The organism is Neohoeflea coraliihabitans, assembly GCF_019334345.1.
Taxonomy (GTDB): domain Bacteria; phylum Pseudomonadota; class Alphaproteobacteria; order Rhizobiales; family Rhizobiaceae; genus Pseudohoeflea; species Pseudohoeflea coraliihabitans.
Window position 1 is genome coordinate 1,180,441 of record NZ_JAHWQX010000001.1, and the last position, 16,747, is coordinate 1,197,187.

Here is a 16,747-nt window from a genome sequence, read left to right on the forward strand (position 1 = left end):
AGGCTTTCTTTCCGCCGCGCCTGCCCCATTTGAGGGTTCCAAAGCGCCGCCGATTGGTTTATGTGCGGTGCAAACAACCGGGGCCCGCCCGTCCGCCAGCCGCACTCTGCCAGAGCGACCGCGCGCCCCCAATCTCGAGAACATGTCATGTCTATCCGCAATATTGCGATCATCGCCCATGTTGACCATGGGAAGACCACGCTCGTTGACGAGCTTCTGAAACAGTCCGGCGCCTTTCGCGAAAACCAGCGCGTCGACGAGCGCGTGATGGATTCCAATGACCTTGAGAAGGAGCGGGGCATCACCATTCTTGCCAAGGCCACCTCGGTCGAGTGGAAGGGCGAGCGCATCAATATCGTCGATACGCCGGGCCACGCCGATTTCGGCGGCGAAGTCGAGCGCATCCTGTCGATGGTCGATGGCGCCATCGTGCTGGTCGATGCATCGGAAGGGCCGATGCCGCAGACCAAATTCGTGGTCGGCAAGGCGCTGAAGGTCGGCCTCAAGCCAATTGTCGCGATCAACAAGATCGACCGTCCCGACGGCCGCCACGACGAGGTGATCAACGAGGTTTTCGATCTCTTCGCTGCCCTCGACGCTACCGATGAGCAGCTTGATTTTCCGATCCTCTACGGCTCGGGCCGTGCCGGCTGGATGAATTACGCTCCCGAAGGCCCGACCGACCAGGGACTTGGCCCGCTGCTCGATCTGGTGCTCAAACACGTCCCCGAGCCGAGCGTTGGCGACGAGGACGGCAGCTTCCGCATGATCGGCACCCTGCTTGAAGCCAATCCGTTTCTCGGCCGTATCATCACCGGCCGCATTCATTCAGGTTCGATCAAGCCGAACCAGCCCGTCAAAGTACTCTCTGCCGACGGCCGCACTGTCGAAACCGGACGCATCTCGAAGATTCTCGCCTTCCGCGGCATCGAGCGCACCGCCATTGATCATGCCGAGGCCGGCGACATCGTCGCCATCGCCGGCCTGTCCAAGGGAACGGTTGCCGACACTTTCTGCGACCCCTCGGTCTCCCAGCCCTTGCAGGCTCAGCCGATCGATCCCCCGACGGTCACGATGTCGTTTCTCGTCAATGACAGCCCCCTGGCGGGAACCGAGGGCGACAAGGTCACGAGCCGCGTCATCCGCGATCGTCTGCTCAAGGAAGCCGAAGGCAATGTCGCGCTGAAAATCGAGGAAGCCGACGGCAAGGATTCATTCTACGTCTCGGGTCGCGGTGAATTGCAGCTCGCCGTGCTGATCGAGACCATGCGCCGCGAAGGCTTCGAACTGGCTGTTTCACGGCCGCGCGTTGTCATGCACAACGACGAAAATGGCCGGTTGATGGAGCCGGTCGAAGAAGTCGTCATCGACGTCGACGAAGAGCATTCCGGCATCGTCGTGCAGAAAATGGCTGAACGCAAGGGCGAGATGGTCGAACTGCGTCCGTCCGGCGGCGATCGCGTCCGTCTCGTCTTTTTCGCCCCGACCCGCGGCCTGATCGGCTATCAGTCGGAGCTTCTCACCGACACGCGCGGCACGGCCATCATGAACCGTCTGTTTCACGGCTACCAGCCCTACAAGGGCGAGATCGGTGGCCGCACCAATGGCGTTCTCCTGTCCAACCAGTCTGGCGAAGCCGTCGCCTATGCCATGTTCAACCTTGAAGATCGCGGCCCGATGATCATCGAGCCGGGACAGAAGGTTTACGCCGGCATGATCATTGGCATCCACAGCCGCGACAACGATCTTGAGGTCAATGTCCTCAAGGGCAAGCAACTGACCAATATCCGGTCGGCCGGGAAGGATGAGGCTGTCAAGCTGACACCACCCATTCGCATGACGCTCGACCGCGCCTTGTCGTGGATCCAGGATGACGAATTGATGGAAGTGACGCCGAAATCGATCCGTCTGCGCAAGCTCTATCTCGATTCCAACGATCGCAAGCGCTTCGAAAAGCAGCGCGCCGGCGCCGCCTGAGACCTTTCGGCCACCTCCGGATTCTCCGCTCCCCGCCCCGCCCCGCAGAAAACCGGGCGGGGTGCAGCACAGCTCTGCCCTTGCGCCAATCCTTACCAAAGCGTTAATCTCGATCTGGCAGCCCGCAGCGCTCCACAATTTTGTCCTGTGGGCAAGGTGTGACGCCGGCCGGATCGGACTTTTCCAGGTCCGCGGCCGCAATTAGTGTGAAGTCATGAGCGCGCTGACGATCGACATCAGACCTGCAGAGCCGGCCGACGCCGCGGCGATCGCCGACGTGCATCGCGCATCCTGGCAACACGCCTATCAGGGCATGCTGCCCTACCGCACCTTGCGTGCCATGCTTGAACGGCGCGACGTTTCCTGGTGGCGTCGCGCGATCCGGGGATCGACCAGCATCCTCGTTCTCGATGTCGCCGGCACCCTTGCCGGTTACGCCACACTTGGCCTCAACCGGTCACGCTCACTGCCGCAGGAGGGCGAGATCTACGAACTCTATCTGCTGCCCGAATATCAGGGCATCGGCCTTGGCAAGCGTTTGTTCGGCGAGACCCGCCGCCTGCTTGCCTCCCTCGGCTGTGAAGGCACCGTGGTCTGGTGCCTGGAGGACAATGACCAGGCCATCGGCTTTTACACCGCAAGGGGCGGCCTTGATGTGGCCGAGGGCACCGAGAATTTCGACGGTCGGTCGGTGCGAAAGCTCGCCTTCGTCTGGCCCTGAGGTCTCTTCTTCGCACCGGTCGACGGCCTGCCGCAGCACTGAGCTGCCCGCTCTGTTGAGCAAAGTTTTGTTGCACTGCACGCCTTTTGTCGCTATCCGCCCTTGCAAGACAGCCCAAAAGCAAGAACGGAGTTCCCATGCGCATCGACGCCATTGCGATCGGCAGCAATCCGCCGGAAGACGTCAACGTCATCATCGAGGTTTCTGTCGGCGGTCATCCGATCAAGTACGAGATGGACAAGGATGCCGGAACGCTGGTCGTTGACCGCTTTCTCTACACACCGATGACCTATCCGGGAAATTACGGCTTTGTGCCGCACACGCTGTCCGATGACGGCGACCCGATCGACGTGCTTGTGTGCAACACACGGCCGCTGATCCCCGGCTGCATCATCAATGTCCGACCCATCGGTGTTCTAATTATGGAAGACAATTCCGGCCAGGACGAGAAGATCATTGCTGTCCCCTCGCCCCATCTGACGAAGCGCTACGAGAACGTCACCAATTACGACCAGATGCCGGCGATCACCTTGCAGCAGATCGAGCACTTCTTCTCTCACTACAAGGATCTCGAGCCCGGCAAATGGGTCAAGATCGGCGATTGGCAGGGAGCTGATACGGCGCGCCAGCTGATCATCGAGGCCATTGAGCGTGCCGGGAACAGTGCCGCCTGATCCCGTGCGACAGGAATTCGCATTGCCTGTCACCCGAATGTGTATCGACTTGATTTGAACATCGCCGGATCCCGCCTAACTTTCTCGGCAAGGAGGATCCCATGCGATCAACAGTTTTTCTGCTCATGGCCGGCGTCGCTCTCGGCGCCACGGCTCCGTCCAATGCTGCCGAACCGGCGACGGCAATTTTCGCCGGCGGCTGCTTCTGGTGCGTCGAATCCGATTTCGATCATGTCGATGGCGTGACCCGCACCATTTCCGGCTATATCGGGGGCAGCGGCGCCAATCCCACCTACAAGTCCCATACTGCCGGCGGCTTTAAGGAAGCTGTCGAGATCACCTATGATCCCGAAATGGTCTCCTACGATGAACTGCTGCGATTGTTCTTCCGCTCTGTCGATCCGACAGACGGCGGCGGCCAGTTCTGTGATCGCGGCGCCAGCTATTCCACTGCGGTCTACGCGCTGGACGACGCCCAGGCGCGGGCCGCCGAAGCTGCAAAAATCGAGGCTGCCGCCGCATTGCAGCAACCGATCAAGACCGAGATCGTCGACGCACCGAAATTCTGGCCGGCCGAGGACTACCACCAGGATTATTATCGCAAGAATCCGCTGCAGTACAAATTCTACCGCTTCCGCTGCGGACGCGATGCGCGCCTGAAGGAGCTGTGGGGCGATCAGGCCTATTACGGCCAGAATTCCTAGTCCGCGGTGACGCCGACGCCGCATCCGAACGTTGATCGGCGACCCGCGTGCGGGCTCCCCGCTGATGTGCCACACAAGTGCCATGGTGGTGCTGAAAAACCATAGAACACATAAAACGGGGGGCTGATCGTCCCCTTGGCGGGTTGGTATCTTGCAATTTCATATTTCAGACCATTTTATGCCCCTGAATGAACGCTGCGGGTGCAGGCTGCCGGTCGCGATCTAAGGAGCAGACAAAATGAATGCGAAATATTTCCTGGCCGTGGCGGCGATCGCTCTGGCTGCAAGCGGTTGTCAGCGGTCGGTCAATCTCGACACCCGTCGGCCGGCTCCCTTGACCCCGGCGCCGGTGTCCGGTGTCAGCTCCTCGAATCTGCCTCCCGCGACCAGCCCGGCGACGTCCTCGAGCCCCGCGTCAACCGACTTCCCGTCAGCACCGGAAACCGCCGACAGCGATCCGGAAGCCGCGGCGGAGAAGGAAACGCAACTTGCCGCGGCCGCACCCGAGGTGACGCGCGAATCGCTGATCGGTCGTTGGTCGGTATCCACCGGCGGCACGAGCTGTGATGTGTTCCTGGCGCTGACCAAATGGACCGGCGGCTACCGCGCCGCTTCGCGCGGGTGTGCTGGCACGGCCGCCGGCGTGTCCGCCTGGGATGTGCAGGGCAAGCAGGTGATCCTGTCGGACAATTCCGGCAACCAGGTCGCCCGCCTCTATCAATCGGGCAATGAGCGCTACGACGGCACCACCACGTCAGGCCAGTCCATCTCCCTGTCGCGCTAGGCGAACCGCGCGAGGGCCGTATGCCTCATCCCAAGCAGGCCGTGATCGGTGCCGCTTACGAGGCCCGGATTAGCGAAGGAGCGATCCGCGATGATGAGGCCCAGCGCGTCATCGTCGCGCGGCTCGACGAGCTGCTGGCGGAGATCTCCACGCATCGCCTGGCGTCAAAGAAAAGCGCGCTCGGCTGGCTGTTTGCCCGCCGTGACCGCAAGCCGGCGCCGCGCGGGCTCTATATTCATGGCGCCGTTGGCCGCGGCAAGACGATGCTGATGGATCTGTTTTTCATTCATCTGCAGAGCCGCCGCAAGCGCCGTGCGCATTTCAATGATTTCATGGCCGATGTGCACGAACGCATCCACGCCCATCGCCAGATGCTCGAACGTGGCGAGACCCGTGAAACAGATCCGGTACCGCCTGTCGCCGCCGCGCTTTATGAAGAGGCGCGCATTCTCTGCTTCGACGAATTCTCCGTCACCGACATCACTGATGCCATGCTGCTCTCGCGCCTGTTCGAGCAGCTGTTCGCACGCGGCTGTATTCTTGTAGCCACCTCCAATGTCGCCCCTGACGACCTCTACCGCGATGGTCTCAACCGTCAGCTGTTTCTGCCCTTCATCGATCTTCTCAAAGCCAATTGCGACATTCTCGGTCTTGACGCCCCCACCGATTACCGCCTGGAAGACACGGCGCGCCTGCCCGTCTTTCATCGTGCCGACCAGCCCGGTGGCGCTGCCGAGATGGACACGTGCTGGCAAAAGATCGTCGCCGGGCGCCCGGTGGCGCCGGACAGCATTGCGCGCAAGGGCCGCTCCCTCGTCATCCCGTCCGCCGTCGATGATGCCGCGCGTTTGGGTTTTGCCGATCTTTGTGAGAAGCCGCTTGGCGCCGCAGACTACATGGCGATTGCCGAGCGCTATCCGACCCTGTTCATCGATGATATTCCTGTTTTGGCGCGCGACCAGCGCAATGCCGCCAAACGTTTCATCACCCTCATCGACGTGCTTTATGACCAGGGCACGCGACTGTTCTTCTCCACCCATGCCCCGCTGGACGAGCTTTATCCCACGGGAACCGGAACCGAAAAATTTGAATTCGAGCGCACCATCTCGCGGCTGACAGAGATGCAAAGCGAAACCTATCTGGCGGACAGCCGGGCCGGCAAAGCCGCGGAAGAGGCCTGAATACGCTTCTAGATTTTGACGTTTACGTAAATATTTAGCAAGTTAAACGATTGAAAAATCAGCAATCCGAGAAACCGGTTGCCTATTTTGGGCTGCAAGGCTATGCCACCCGGCGAAAGGAAAGCCTGGTCAGCCGGGCTTTCGAGACGATTTTCATCGCGGAGAGACGACATTATGGCACGCAACAAGATTGCATTGATCGGATCGGGCATGATTGGCGGAACGCTCGCCCACATGATCGGCCTGAAGGAGCTGGGCGACGTCGTCCTCTTCGACATTGCGGAAGGCACGCCCCAGGGCAAAGGGCTCGACATTGCACAGTCTTCGCCGATCGATGGCTTCGATGCACGCCTGACCGGCGCCAATGATTATGCCGGCATCAAGGACGCCGATGTCTGCATCGTCACCGCCGGCGTACCCCGCAAGCCGGGCATGAGCCGCGATGATCTGCTCGGCATCAATCTCAAGGTCATGGAGCAGGTCGGCGCCGGCATCAAGAAATACGCGCCCGATGCCTTCGTCATCTGCATCACCAATCCGCTCGACGCTATGGTTTGGGCCCTGCAGAAATTTTCTGGCCTGCCGGCCAACAAGGTCGTCGGCATGGCCGGCGTTCTCGACTCCTCGCGGTTTCGCTATTTCCTCGCCGATGAATTCGACGTCTCCGTCGAAGACGTGACGGCCTTCGTGCTCGGCGGTCACGGCGACTCGATGGTTCCGCTGGCCCGCTATTCCACCGTCGCCGGCATTCCGCTTCCCGACCTCGTCAAGATGGGCTGGACCTCTAAGGAAAAGCTCGAGCAGATCATCCAGCGCACCCGCGACGGCGGCGCCGAGATCGTCGGCCTGCTGAAAACCGGCTCGGCCTACTACGCACCGGCCGCTTCGGCGGTTGCCATGGCTGAATCCTACCTCAGGGACAAGAAGCGCGTACTGCCCTGCGCCGCACAGCTGTCCGGCCAGTACGGCGTCAAGGACATGTATGTCGGTGTTCCAACGGTCATCGGCGAGGGCGGTGTCGAACGGGTGATCGAGATCGAACTGAACAAGTCCGAACGGGAAGCCTTCGACAAGTCGGTCGCTTCCGTCGCCAGCCTTTGCGAAGCCTGCATCAACATCGCGCCGAGCCTGAAATAGGCCCGCGGCACCCTCGGTGCGGCCGTTTTCAACGGCAGCGCGCAGGTTGCGCATCATGAAAGGGAAACATTCATGAACATTCACGAATATCAGGCCAAGGCTCTGCTCAAGGAGTTCGGCGCGCCGGTCGCCAGCGGCGTGCCGGTTTTCGAGGCGAGCGAGGCGCGCGCTGCGGCCGAAGCTCTGCCCGGCCCGCTCTATGTGGTCAAGAGCCAAATCCATGCCGGTGGTCGCGGCAAGGGCAAGTTCAAGGAACTTGGCCCCGACTCCAAGGGCGGCGTTCGCCTAGCCCGCTCGATCGACGAGGTTGTCGCCTTCTCCGAGGAAATGCTCGGCAACACTCTGGTCACCAAACAGACCGGAGATGCCGGCAAGCAGGTCAACCGTCTGTACATCGAGGACGGCGCCGACATCGACCGTGAGCTTTATCTTTCCATCCTTGTCGACCGCACCACGGGCCGCAACGCCTTCGTCGTTTCCACCGAGGGTGGCATGGACATCGAAGCCGTGGCCGAGGAAACCCCCGAGAAGATCCTCACCCTGCCGATCGACCCGGCTGCCGGAGTGACCGAAGCCGATTGCACCCGGCTGTGTGATGCCCTCGCCTTGGACGGCGATGCCCGCCAGGATGGCATGCAGCTCTTCCCGATCCTTTACAAGGCCTATGTCGAGACGGATATGAGCCTGCTCGAGGTCAACCCGCTGATCGTCATGACCGACGGCCATTTGCGCGTCCTTGATGCCAAGGTGTCCTTCGACGGCAACGCGCTGTTCCGGCACGACGACATTCTCGCCCTGCGCGACGAGACCGAAGAAGACGCCAAGGAAATCGAGGCGTCGAAACACGATCTCGCCTATGTCGCGCTCGACGGCACCATCGGCTGCATGGTCAACGGCGCCGGTCTCGCAATGGCGACCATGGACATCATCAAGCTGTACGGCGAAGAGCCGGCCAACTTCCTCGATGTCGGCGGTGGCGCCTCCAAGGAAAAGGTCACCGCGGCCTTCAAGATCATCACTGCCGATCCGAACGTCAAAGGCATTCTGGTCAACATCTTCGGTGGCATCATGCGCTGCGACGTCATTGCCGAGGGCGTCATCGCCGCGGTCAAGGAAGTCGGGCTCAAAGTGCCGCTGGTTGTCCGTCTCGAAGGCACCAATGTGGAACTGGGCAAGAAACTGATCAACGAAAGCGGTCTGAACGTCATCGCCGCCGATGATCTCGACGATGCGGCACAGAAGATCGTCAACGCGGTGAAGGGCTGAAGGTTGGATTATGAGCATTCTCATTGACAAGAACACCAAGGTCCTCGTCCAGGGACTGACCGGCAAGACCGGCACCTTTCACACCGAGCAGGCGCTCGCCTATCATGGCACGCAGATGGTCGGCGGCATCCACCCGAAAAAGGGCGGCTCGACGTGGGAAGGATCGAACGGTGACAAGCTGCCGATCTTTGCCACCGTGCAGGAAGGCAAGAACGAGACTGGCGCCAATGCCTCCGTCATCTACGTCCCGCCGGCTGGTGCCGCCGCCGCCATCATCGAGGCGATCGATGCCGAAATCCCGTTGATCGTCTGCATCACCGAAGGCATCCCGGTGCAGGACATGGTCAAGGTCAAGGGTCGGCTGGACGCCTCCGGTTCGCGCCTCATCGGTCCCAACTGCCCGGGCGTGCTGACGCCGGATGAGTGCAAGATCGGCATCATGCCCGGTTCGATCTTCAAGAAGGGGTCGGTCGGAATTCTCTCGCGTTCCGGCACGCTCACCTACGAAGCCGTGTTCCAGACCACCAATGAAGGCCTCGGCCAGTCGACCGCTGTCGGTATCGGCGGCGATCCTGTCAAGGGCACCGAATTCATCGACATGCTCGACCTCTTCCTCGACGATCCGGAGACCGAATCGATCATCATGATCGGCGAGATTGGCGGTTCGGCCGAGGAAGAAGCCGCCGAGTGGCTGCGCGAGCAAGCCGCCAAGGGTCGCAAGAAGCCGATGGCCGGTTTCATCGCCGGGCGCACGGCCCCTCCCGGGCGCACCATGGGCCATGCCGGGGCGGTCATTTCCGGCGGCAAGGGTGGCGCCGAGGACAAGATTGCCGCCATGGAAGCGGCTGGCATCACCGTTTCGCCCTCACCGGCGCGTCTGGGCAAGACGCTGGTCGAGGTTTTGAAGGGCTAGGCGGCAAACGCCGTGGCAGACGCCCTTGGCCGCCCGTCAGCGGGCGCGCCATCGAGATGCCGGCACCGGGCTCAAGGGCCCGCGCCGGCGAAATGCCTTACCGGATCCGGGTCACCCGATCCTGAATGGTGTCAGCCGCATGCGGCCCTGCCCGCCGGTGCGCGCACCGAACTGAGGACGACAACCCGAGGCTGATCTGATGGATCAAGACTTTGACGACTCCCGCCCCGATCTCTCGGCCCTTTCAGGCGATGCGGCGGCCTATCTTGAAATGCTCTCCGGCGAACAGACCCCGGGACCGTCCTGGGAGCGGGACAACTGGCCGATCGCCGAAGGCGGCGAACTGGTCGCCGCGCTCGATGGCAATTGGGGTGAAGTCGAAAGCCACATTGCCGGCAAGCTGAAGGGCAAAGCCGCCGCCGCCGGCAAGCCGTCTTCGACCGAGGACATTCAGCTCGCCACCCGCGATTCGGTGCGCGCCATCATGATGATCCGCGCCTATCGCATGCGCGGTCATCTGCACGCCCAACTCGACCCGCTCAACCTGCACCAGCCGGTCGACGACTACAATGAGCTCTCGCCCGAAGCCTACGGCTTCACCGAGGCGGATTACGATCGCAAGATCTTCATCGACAATGTGCTCGGGCTGGAATCGGCCACGATCCGGGAAATGCTCGATATCCTCAAGCGCACCTATTGCTCGACGCTCGGCTTCGAGTTCATGCACATCTCCAATCCGGAAGAAAAGTCCTGGCTGCAGGAGCGCATCGAAGGCCCCGACAAGGGGGTCGACTTCACCGACATGGGCAAGAAGGCGATCCTCCAGAAGCTGATCGAGGCAGAGGGCTTCGAACAGTTCATCGATGTCAAATACAAGGGCACCAAGCGTTTCGGACTTGATGGTGGCGAGGCCTTGATCCCGGCGCTCGAGCAAATCATCAAGCGCGGCGGCAATATGGGGCTGAAGGAAATTGTCTTCGGCATGGCGCATCGTGGCCGCCTCAATGTCCTGACCCAGGTGATGGGCAAGCCGCATCGCGCCGTCTTTCACGAATTCAAGGGCGGCTCCTTCACACCGGACGATGTCGAGGGATCAGGCGACGTCAAATATCATCTCGGCGCGTCCTCGGATCGCGAATTTGATTCCAACACCGTCCACCTGTCGCTGACAGCCAACCCCTCTCACCTCGAAATCGTCAACCCGGTGGTGATGGGCAAGGCCCGCGCCAAGCAGGATCTGCTCGCCACCGAACGCGAAGGCGACATCATTCCGCTGCGCGAGCGTGTCAAGGTAATGCCGCTCCTGCTGCATGGGGATGCAGCCTTTGCCGGCCAAGGCGTCGTTGCGGAGATTCTCGGCCTGTCGGGCCTGCGCGGCCACCGGGTGGCTGGCACCGTGCATTTCATCATCAACAACCAGATCGGATTTACCACCAATCCGGCCTTCTCGCGGTCGTCGCCCTATCCGTCCGACGTTGCCAAGATGATCGAAGCCCCGATCTTCCACGTCAATGGGGATGATCCCGAAGCGGTCGTCTACGCGGCAAAGGTGGCCACCGAATTCCGGATGAAGTTCCACAAGCCGGTGGTCGTCGATCTGTTCTGCTATCGCCGCTTCGGCCACAATGAGGGCGACGAGCCGTCCTTCACCCAGCCGAAGATGTACAAGAAGATCCGGGCCCACGAGACTGTCGTGACGCTCTATGCCCGACGTCTTATCGAACAGGGTGTCCTCACCGAGGGCGAGTTCGAAAAGATGAAGGCCGACTGGCGCGCGCATCTGGAGAGCGAGTTCGACATCGGCCAGTCCTACAAGCCGAACAAGGCCGACTGGCTTGACGGCGAGTGGTCCGGTCTGCGCACGGCTGACAATCAGGACGAGCAGCGCCGCGGCAAGACCGCCGTTCCGATCAAGACCCTGCGCGAAATTGGCCAAAAGCTCTCGCAGGTCCCGGAAGGCTTCAAGGCCCACCGCACCATCCAGCGCTTCATGGACAATCGCGCCAAGATGATCGAGACCGGCGAGGGCATCGACTGGGCGATGGGTGAGGCCCTTGCCTTCGGTTCGCTCTGCGTCGAGGGACTGAAGGTCCGCCTGTCCGGTCAGGATGTCGAGCGCGGCACGTTCTCGCAACGCCACTCGGTGCTGTACGATCAGGAGAACGAACAGCGCTATATTCCCCTGCAGCATCTTTCTGCCAATCAGGCCGATTACGAAGTCATCAACTCGATGCTGTCGGAAGAAGCCGTGCTTGGCTTCGAATATGGCTACTCGCTGGCGCGCCCCAATGCGTTGACGCTGTGGGAAGCCCAGTTCGGCGATTTCGCCAACGGGGCGCAGGTCATTTTCGACCAGTTCATCTCGTCGGGCGAACGCAAGTGGCTGCGCATGTCGGGCCTCGTCTGCCTGTTGCCGCACGGCTATGAGGGCCAGGGCCCCGAACATTCATCGGCACGCCTTGAACGTTTTCTGCAGATGTGCGCCGAAGACAACATGCAGGTTGCCAACTGCACCACCCCGGCCAATTACTTTCACATCCTGCGTCGCCAGATGCGTCGCAACTTCCGTAAACCCTTGATCCTGATGACGCCGAAATCGCTTCTCAGGCACAAGCGCGCCGTCTCGACGCTCGCCGAAATGTCCGGCGAGAGCTCCTTCCACCGCCTGTTGTGGGACGACGCGGAGATGATCAAGGACGGGCCGATCAAGCTCGTCAAGGACAACAAGATCCGCCGGGTCGTCATGTGTTCCGGCAAGGTCTATTTCGACCTTCTCGAAGAGCGCGAGAAGCGCGGCATCGACGATATCTATCTGTTGCGCCTCGAACAGCTCTATCCATTCCCGGCCAAGGCGCTGATCAACGAATTGTCGCGCTTCCGCAATGCCGAGATGGTCTGGTGTCAGGAAGAACCCAAGAACATGGGCGCCTGGGCCTTCATAGACCCCTATCTGGAGTGGGTACTCGCGCATATCGATGCGAAATACCAGCGTGTCCGCTATACCGGACGGCCAGCCTCCGCCTCCACAGCCACCGGCCTGATGTCCCGCCATCTTGCCCAACTCGAAGCCTTCCTTGAAGATGCGCTGGGCGGCTAGGCCGGCCCCGGCGCCTGCGTGTGCGCACCGACAGGTCTGATTGAAAGAAACGGAAACATCATGGCTACTGAAATCCGCGTCCCCACATTGGGTGAGTCCGTCACCGAGGCAACGATCGGAACCTGGCTGAAGAAGGTCGGCGACGCAGTGGCCGTCGATGAGCCGATCGTCGAACTGGAAACCGACAAGGTCTCCATCGAGGTGCCCTCGCCGGTCGCCGGCAAGTTGAGCGAAATCGCTGCCCAGGAAGGCGAGACGGTTGAATTGAATGCGCTGCTTGCCACCGTCGCCGAGGGCGAGGCCGGTGCCGCAGCATCCGATGACAAGAAAGCGCCGGCAGGGGAAGACGAAAAACCTGCCGCAGCGGAAGGCGGCAAGGACAACAACGAGAAGAGCGGCGCAAGCGGCACGGACATGCCGGCTGCACCATCCGCCCAGAAGATGATGGCCGAGAACGACATTTCCGCCGACAAGGTCGAGGGGTCCGGCAAGCGCGGCCAGGTGCTCAAGGGCGACGTCATGTCGGCGATAAACAAGGCGGAAAGCACCTCCCAGTCGGCTCCGACTGCCGCAAAGGCCCCGCGCGCCACACCGCCGGCCGCCGACGCCGACCGCGAGGAACGCGTCAGGATGAGCCGCTTGCGGCAGACCATCGCCCGACGCTTGAAGGATGCCCAGAACACCGCGGCCATGTTGACCACCTACAACGAGGTCGACATGAGCGCCGTGATGGATTTGCGCAACAAATACAAGGAACTCTTTCTCAAGAAGCACGACGTCAAGCTTGGCTTCATGGGCTTTTTCACCAAGGCGGTGACCCACGCCCTGAAGGAGTTGCCGGCAATCAATGCCGAGATTGATGGCACTGATTTCGTCTACAAGAACTTCTGCCACATCGGCGTTGCCGTCGGGACCGACAAGGGCCTGGTGGTACCGGTGGTGCGCGATGCGGATCAGATGTCGATTGCCGAGATCGAAAAGGAAATCGGTCGGCTCGGCCGGGCAGCGCGCGACGGCGAACTGTCCATGGCGGACATGCAGGGTGGCACCTTCACCATATCCAACGGCGGTGTGTATGGCTCCCTGATGTCATCCCCGATCCTGAATGCGCCGCAGTCGGGCATTCTGGGAATGCACAAGATTCAGGAACGTCCGGTGGCGCTGAACGGACAGGTGGTCATTCGCCCGATGATGTATCTCGCGCTGTCCTATGACCATCGCATCGTCGACGGCAAGGAAGCCGTCACCTTCCTGGTCCGCGTCAAGGAAAGCCTCGAAGATCCCGAACGTCTGGTGCTTGATCTGTGAGCCCGCTGACGTCGGCCGCACACTGCAGGTAGCAGCGAGCGTTGCAAGGAGGGAGTGATGGCGATGCATGCATATCCGAGCGCACGAGATGGGGCGGTGACGCGCCGGGTTATCCGCCGCACCTCGGCCATGCTGCTTGCGGGGCTCCTCGCGGCCGGAGTTCCCCTGAGTGCTGTCAGTGCGGCTTGCCCGCAGGCGCTTGCTGTCTACGAGGGCGAAAGTGGAACCGGCGGGCTGACTTTCATTGGCAGTTCCCACGAACTGGACCTGCAGATTGGTCAGTCTGCACCGGTCCGCGCCTATCTCACGCCAGGCCATCGCGCTGACAGGACAGAAATGACCGTGCCGATCGATTGCCCGGAAGGCGATGTCACCGGCGAGGAGCTGGCGGCCTGCCTTGCCTATCAGAGCACGATCTATGCGCTGAATTCCGCAGGCGAGATCTCGTCTGTGCCTGACGCTCAGTCCGATGCCGCAACGACCATCTTGCTGCCGGACCTCGCCAACCTGCTTGCCGGCCATCCCTATTTCGCAGCTGAAAGCGCGAGCGATATCCCGGACGTTTTTCGCCTCGCCGGATGTCAGGAATGAGGCCCGAGCCGAAACCGGAACAAAGCGGCGTTAAGGTTGCCAGCGCCAAAGCTGCGACGATGCCAAACAGCGTGATCCAACGAGGTCATGCGTCGATGAAAGGAAGACATTATGGCCTATGACCTCATCGTGATCGGATCAGGACCGGGTGGCTATGTCTGCGCCATCAAGGCGGCACAGCTCGGTCTCAAGGTGGCGGTGATCGAAAAGCGCGACACCTATGGCGGCACCTGCCTGAACATCGGTTGCATTCCGTCCAAGGCGCTGCTGCATGCCTCCGAGAAGTTCGAGGAAGCCGGGCATACGCTCGCCAGCCTGGGCGTCAAGGTCGGCACGCCGGAACTCGATCTTGCCGCGATGATGGGGCACAAGGACGCCACGGTGAAAGCCAATGTCGACGGCGTCGCCTTTCTGTTCAAGAAGAACAAGATTGACGGCATCACCGGAACCGGCAAGCTGCTCGGCCAGGGCAAGGTTGAGGTGACCGATTCCGAAGGCAAGACCTCCGAGATCGAGGGCAAGAACATCGTCATCGCCACCGGATCCGACGTTGCCGGCATTCCGGGCGTCTCGGTGGATATCGACGAGAAAGTGATCATCTCCTCGACCGGCGCCATCGCCCTGGACACGGTGCCGAAGAAGATGATCGTCGTCGGGGGCGGTGTCATCGGTCTCGAGCTCGGCTCCGTCTGGGCGCGCCTCGGCTCTGAAGTGACGGTTGTCGAATATCTTGACACGATCCTCGGCGGCATGGACGCCGACGTTTCCAAGCAGTTCCAACGCATGCTCGCCAAACAGGGCCTTGCCTTCAAGCTTGGCGCCAAGGTCACCGGCGTCGAGAAAACCGACAAGGGCGCAACCGTCACCTTCGAGAAGGTGAAGGGCGGCGATGCCGAAACGCTCGACGCCGACATCGTGCTGATCGCCACCGGCCGCAAGCCCTATACGGAAGGGTTGGGGCTGGAAAATGCCGGTGTTGTGCTCGATGAGCGCGGCCGCGTGCGCACCGATGGCCACTACCAGACGAGCGTGTCCGGCGTATATGCGATCGGCGATGTCATTGCCGGGCCGATGCTGGCGCACAAGGCCGAGGACGAGGGGGTCGCTGTCGCCGAAATTCTCGCCGGGCAGGCTGGCCACGTCAATTACGGGGTCATCCCCTCGGTCGTCTACACGAGCCCCGAGGTTGCCTCCGTCGGTCGCACCGAAGAAGAGTTGAAAGCCGACGGCGTCAAATACAAGACCGGCAAATTCGCGTTCAGCGCCAACGGACGCGCGCGCGCCATGCTCGCCACCGACGGTTTCGTCAAGTTTCTCGCCGATGCGGAAACCGACCGCGTTCTGGGCTGTCACATCGTCGGCCACGGCGCTGGCGAAATGATCCACGAAGCCGCGGTTCTTATGGAATTCGGCGGCTCGTCCGAAGATCTCGGACGGACCTGTCATGCGCATCCGACCATGAGCGAGGCGGTGCGCGAAGCCGCGCTCGCCACGTTCGCCAAGCCGCTGCACAGCTAGGAGGGTTGCCGCCGGCCACAGCGAACGCCTGCGGTCGAATGCGCCTGGGCGAAACTGCCGCATCGTCAGAACGCCTTCTGCTCGCTATGACGAAACGGTCATGAAAGCGCTCGGACCCGCCAACGCACGATTTGGACATTCTGGCACCGTGCTGGCTGGTCTTTGCGGTGCGCATCCCTGCTGCGGCGCCGGACTTCTCCGCCTCGCCATGGCCGGCGTGCGCCGCATCGAGCCAGTCTCTCAAAACCAGTTATTCGATGCGGCCTGGCCCCATGCCGACCGACATCGCGGAGCACACCCATGAACTCATTTTTCCCGCTCGCCGCCGCCGTTGCGGTTATGATCTTTGCCAACGCTGAAGCCTCTTTCGCTGCCTCGACGACAGCGGCGCAAAAGACGCCGACCAACCACGCCGCAACCGCACATCACGGTTCGCACCTCGCTGTCACTGTCGGCGAACTTGAAATCCATGATGCGGCTATCCGCGCTACCCTCCCCAACGCCCCGGTTGCCGCCGCCTATATGACGATCCGCAACCATGGCGATGAGGACGACCGTCTGCTCGGCGGCTCGGCAGCATTCGCAGGCATGGTGCAACTGCACGACATGGTCATGGAGAACGATGTCATGAACATGCGCCAGGTCTCAGACGGACTTACGATCCCGGCCGGTCAAAGTGTGACCTTGCAGGCGGGTGGCCTGCACCTGATGCTCATGCAGCTTGAGGCGCGGATGCAAGCAGGGGAGAACCGCTCGATCACGCTTTTTTTCGAGAAGGCCGGCGCCGTGACCTTTGACCTGCCGGTAAAGGACATGCGCGGTTCCGCCGCCCGGCACACAGATCATGATGCGGCCCGCGACGCCGAGTAGGGGAAC

The 16,747-nt window shown here is 61.6% G+C and carries 13 protein-coding genes and 1 pseudogene; all 14 read left to right on the forward strand.

Annotation, left to right across the window (positions count from 1 at the left end):
- Positions 1-147 precede the first annotated feature (147 nt).
- Positions 148-1,977: a translational GTPase TypA gene (typA, locus tag KY465_RS05605; RefSeq protein ID WP_219200588.1), complete on the forward strand. Its 1,830-nt coding sequence runs from the start codon at positions 148-150 to the stop codon at positions 1,975-1,977.
- A 214-nt stretch (positions 1,978-2,191) separates the two neighbouring features.
- The gene (locus tag KY465_RS05610) at positions 2,192-2,698 is read left to right on the forward strand and encodes a GNAT family N-acetyltransferase (RefSeq protein WP_219200590.1); all 507 of its coding nucleotides are present in this window, start codon (positions 2,192-2,194) and stop codon (positions 2,696-2,698) included.
- Between the two features lie 137 nt (positions 2,699-2,835).
- A complete protein-coding gene (gene ppa / locus KY465_RS05615) occupies positions 2,836-3,372 on the forward strand; it encodes an inorganic diphosphatase (protein WP_219200591.1) in 537 nt (178 codons plus the stop codon).
- A 101-nt stretch (positions 3,373-3,473) separates the two neighbouring features.
- Positions 3,474-4,076, forward strand: coding sequence for a peptide-methionine (S)-S-oxide reductase MsrA (gene msrA, locus KY465_RS05620; protein WP_219200593.1), 603 nt, complete (start codon positions 3,474-3,476; stop codon positions 4,074-4,076).
- Positions 4,077-4,314: 238 nt separating this feature from the next.
- Complete coding sequence (locus KY465_RS05625; protein WP_219200594.1) at positions 4,315-4,860, forward strand: protease inhibitor Inh/omp19 family protein; 546 nt, start codon at positions 4,315-4,317, stop codon at positions 4,858-4,860.
- A 20-nt stretch (positions 4,861-4,880) separates the two neighbouring features.
- On the forward strand, positions 4,881-6,041 hold the full coding sequence (zapE, locus tag KY465_RS05630) for a cell division protein ZapE (RefSeq protein ID WP_219200596.1): 1,161 nt from the start codon (positions 4,881-4,883) through the stop codon (positions 6,039-6,041).
- 174 nt (positions 6,042-6,215) lie between these two features.
- A complete protein-coding gene (gene mdh / locus KY465_RS05635; protein ID WP_219200598.1) occupies positions 6,216-7,178 on the forward strand; it encodes a malate dehydrogenase in 963 nt (320 codons plus the stop codon).
- Between the two features lie 72 nt (positions 7,179-7,250).
- Entirely contained in the window at positions 7,251-8,444 is a 1,194-nt protein-coding gene (sucC, locus tag KY465_RS05640) for an ADP-forming succinate--CoA ligase subunit beta (RefSeq protein ID WP_219200599.1), read from the forward strand.
- Between the two features lie 10 nt (positions 8,445-8,454).
- Complete coding sequence (gene sucD / locus KY465_RS05645) at positions 8,455-9,357, forward strand: succinate--CoA ligase subunit alpha (RefSeq protein WP_219200601.1); 903 nt, start codon at positions 8,455-8,457, stop codon at positions 9,355-9,357.
- A gap of 295 nt (positions 9,358-9,652) precedes the next feature.
- Positions 9,653-12,454, forward strand: a pseudogene (locus KY465_RS05650) (2-oxoglutarate dehydrogenase E1 component); the annotation flags it as partial.
- A 60-nt stretch (positions 12,455-12,514) separates the two neighbouring features.
- A complete protein-coding gene (odhB, locus tag KY465_RS05655) occupies positions 12,515-13,762 on the forward strand; it encodes a 2-oxoglutarate dehydrogenase complex dihydrolipoyllysine-residue succinyltransferase (RefSeq protein ID WP_219200603.1) in 1,248 nt (415 codons plus the stop codon).
- Positions 13,763-13,819: 57 nt separating this feature from the next.
- Positions 13,820-14,353, forward strand: coding sequence for a hypothetical protein (locus KY465_RS05660; protein ID WP_219200604.1), 534 nt, complete (start codon positions 13,820-13,822; stop codon positions 14,351-14,353).
- Between the two features lie 111 nt (positions 14,354-14,464).
- Positions 14,465-15,871 carry a dihydrolipoyl dehydrogenase gene (lpdA, locus tag KY465_RS05665; protein WP_219200606.1) on the forward strand — a complete coding sequence of 469 codons (1,407 nt, stop codon included), beginning with the start codon at positions 14,465-14,467 and terminating at the stop codon, positions 15,869-15,871.
- Positions 15,872-16,171: 300 nt separating this feature from the next.
- Positions 16,172-16,741 carry a copper chaperone PCu(A)C gene (locus KY465_RS05670; RefSeq protein ID WP_219200608.1) on the forward strand — a complete coding sequence of 190 codons (570 nt, stop codon included), beginning with the start codon at positions 16,172-16,174 and terminating at the stop codon, positions 16,739-16,741.
- The last annotated feature ends 6 nt before the right edge of the window (positions 16,742-16,747 follow it).

Bases quoted from the DNA above. Each gene is read 5' to 3' on its own strand.
- mdh (WP_219200598.1), top strand. From the start codon at position 6,216: ATGGCACGCAACAAGATTGCATTGATCGGATCGGGCATGATTGGCGGA.
- sucD (WP_219200601.1), top strand. From the start codon at position 8,455: ATGAGCATTCTCATTGACAAGAACACCAAGGTCCTCGTCCAGGGACTG.
- KY465_RS05670 (WP_219200608.1), top strand. From the start codon at position 16,172: ATGAACTCATTTTTCCCGCTCGCCGCCGCCGTTGCGGTTATGATCTTT.
- ppa (WP_219200591.1), top strand. From the start codon at position 2,836: ATGCGCATCGACGCCATTGCGATCGGCAGCAATCCGCCGGAAGACGTC.
- msrA (WP_219200593.1), top strand. From the start codon at position 3,474: ATGCGATCAACAGTTTTTCTGCTCATGGCCGGCGTCGCTCTCGGCGCC.
- zapE (WP_219200596.1), top strand. From the start codon at position 4,881: ATGCCTCATCCCAAGCAGGCCGTGATCGGTGCCGCTTACGAGGCCCGG.
- KY465_RS05625 (WP_219200594.1), top strand. From the start codon at position 4,315: ATGAATGCGAAATATTTCCTGGCCGTGGCGGCGATCGCTCTGGCTGCA.
- KY465_RS05660 (WP_219200604.1), top strand. From the start codon at position 13,820: ATGGCGATGCATGCATATCCGAGCGCACGAGATGGGGCGGTGACGCGC.
- odhB (WP_219200603.1), top strand. From the start codon at position 12,515: ATGGCTACTGAAATCCGCGTCCCCACATTGGGTGAGTCCGTCACCGAG.
- sucC (WP_219200599.1), top strand. From the start codon at position 7,251: ATGAACATTCACGAATATCAGGCCAAGGCTCTGCTCAAGGAGTTCGGC.
- lpdA (WP_219200606.1), top strand. From the start codon at position 14,465: ATGGCCTATGACCTCATCGTGATCGGATCAGGACCGGGTGGCTATGTC.
- KY465_RS05610 (WP_219200590.1), top strand. From the start codon at position 2,192: ATGAGCGCGCTGACGATCGACATCAGACCTGCAGAGCCGGCCGACGCC.
- typA (WP_219200588.1), top strand. From the start codon at position 148: ATGTCTATCCGCAATATTGCGATCATCGCCCATGTTGACCATGGGAAG.